The organism is Terrisporobacter sp., assembly GCF_017888745.1.
Taxonomy (GTDB): Bacteria; Bacillota; Clostridia; order Peptostreptococcales; family Peptostreptococcaceae; genus Terrisporobacter.
In genome coordinates this window covers 1-1,844 of sequence record NZ_JAGHFM010000411.1, presented here as the reverse complement: position 1 = coordinate 1,844, position 1,844 = coordinate 1, and the positions used below count along the sequence as shown (strand labels likewise).

Sequence of the window (1,844 nt, the reverse complement as noted above, 5' to 3'; positions counted from 1 at the left end):
TTTACAGGCTTTTCAACAACTAATAAATGATTATCTTCATATATAACCTTTATCATTGTTATTTACTCTCCCATCTTCCAAATATACCGCATGGAAGTACTTTTCCGTCTTTTGATGTAGGTATTCCTATTTCTCCTGCATATATATTACCACCCTTAGCTTTTCTAGCAACTGTAGCATCTAATATGTGTTCTAATATTATTGGAGATAATCCAGTTGTGTATGAGTTTATTAAGAAGAATAAAGGCTTATCAGATAATACTTTTGTACATAATTCAACTAAACCATATAATTTTTCTTCTATTTGCCAAACTTCACCTTTAGGTCCTCTTCCATATGAAGGTGGGTCCATTATTATAGCATCATATTTATTTCCTCTTCTTATTTCTCTTTCAACAAACTTAACAACATCGTCTACTATAAATCTTACTTTTCTATCTCCAAGTCCTGATGTTTGTAAGTTTTCTTTTGCCCAAGTAACCATACCTTTAGATGCATCAACGTGACATACCTCTGCTCCTGCTGCTGCACAAGCTACTGTTGCTCCACCAGTATATGCAAATAAATTTAATACCTTTATAGGTCTTCCTGCTTTTTTTATCATATCCATTTGCCAATCCCAGTTTGCCGCTTGTTCTGGGAACAACCCTGTATGTTTAAATCCAGTCGGACTTATGTTGAACTTTAATCCGTTATAGTTTACAGTCCATTTTTGCGGATACTTTTTCTTAGTCTCCCAGTGTCCCCCACCTTTTGCACTTCTATGATAATGACCGTGAGGAGTTTTCCATAGGCCACTTTCTTTTTTTATCGGCCACATAACTTGAGGATCAGGTCTTCTTAATACTATATTTCCCCAACGTTCTAATTTTTCTCCATTTCCCATATCTATAAGTTCATAATCTTTCCATTTGTCTGCTAATAATAACATTTATATCCTCCTAAATTTCTTACTAATCCTATGTATTATATCATACTAACTAATTTTATTTTAGGTATTTTAATTAGTTTATATACTTTATTTAGTTCCTTATTTCCAACGTTTATAACCATTTACATCAATATATTATTATTTCATTTTTTCTTGCATATAAATTATTAATGCAAATAATTTGTCTAGGAGGAATTAAGTATGAATTTAAACCCCATTAATAATACATGTTTTTTTAATACCTTGTATATCCAGTTTATAGAGGATATAGGTAGGAATGAGTATTTCTATTATAATTTAAAGTATCCTGTTATCCATAATGTCAAGAATGGATATTTTCAAGTTAATCAAAATATTTTAAATAACTTAAATAATACTATACGTTCTGATGTAAATACTTTTAAAACAGGTATTTACGAAGAAGAGCAACAAATAAATGTTGAAAATTCAAATGGGAATCAGAAAAAAGAAAATTATCAAGTATATTCAGATTTCGCAATCACTTTTAATAAAAACCAAGCTATTAGTATTATATTAAATCTCTATGCTTACGAAGGCAACACTTCACTTAAATACAATGATTTATATAGTTATAATATAGATTTATTATCAGGAAATCAATTATTACTTAAAGATATATTTAGACCAGGTGTTAATTACTTGAAACTGGTATCAGACTTTATTAATTATCAAATTAGCCAAAATCCAGAAGCATTCTATCCTAATACAGTTGTTGATATTCCCAACGACCAAGCTTTTTATTTAACAGATCAAGGTATCGTTATTTATTTTGCTTTAGATGAGATTGCACCGCAAGAAGCTGGAATACCTAAGTTTGTTCTTGAATTTACAAACTTTGAATCTTATATAAATCCTCGTTTCTACTGCAATGTAAAAAATATGAACTTCAATA

2 protein-coding genes are annotated in these 1,844 nt (G+C 29.6%); one reads left to right on the top strand and one right to left on the bottom strand.

Going from position 1 to position 1,844, the window contains the following annotated elements; translation table 11 throughout:
* Positions 1-58: 58 nt before the first annotated feature.
* Entirely contained in the window at positions 59-931 is an 873-nt protein-coding gene (locus J7G74_RS16585; protein ID WP_297137464.1) for a class I SAM-dependent methyltransferase, read from the bottom strand.
* Between the two features lie 201 nt (positions 932-1,132).
* Here J7G74_RS16585 and J7G74_RS16580 point away from each other — a divergent pair.
* A partial coding sequence (locus J7G74_RS16580; protein WP_297137461.1) for a DUF3298 and DUF4163 domain-containing protein occupies positions 1,133-1,844 on the top strand: 712 nt, incomplete at its 3' end.

Bases quoted from the DNA above. Each gene is read 5' to 3' on its own strand.
- J7G74_RS16585 (WP_297137464.1), bottom strand. From the start codon at position 931: ATGTTATTATTAGCAGACAAATGGAAAGATTATGAACTTATAGATATG.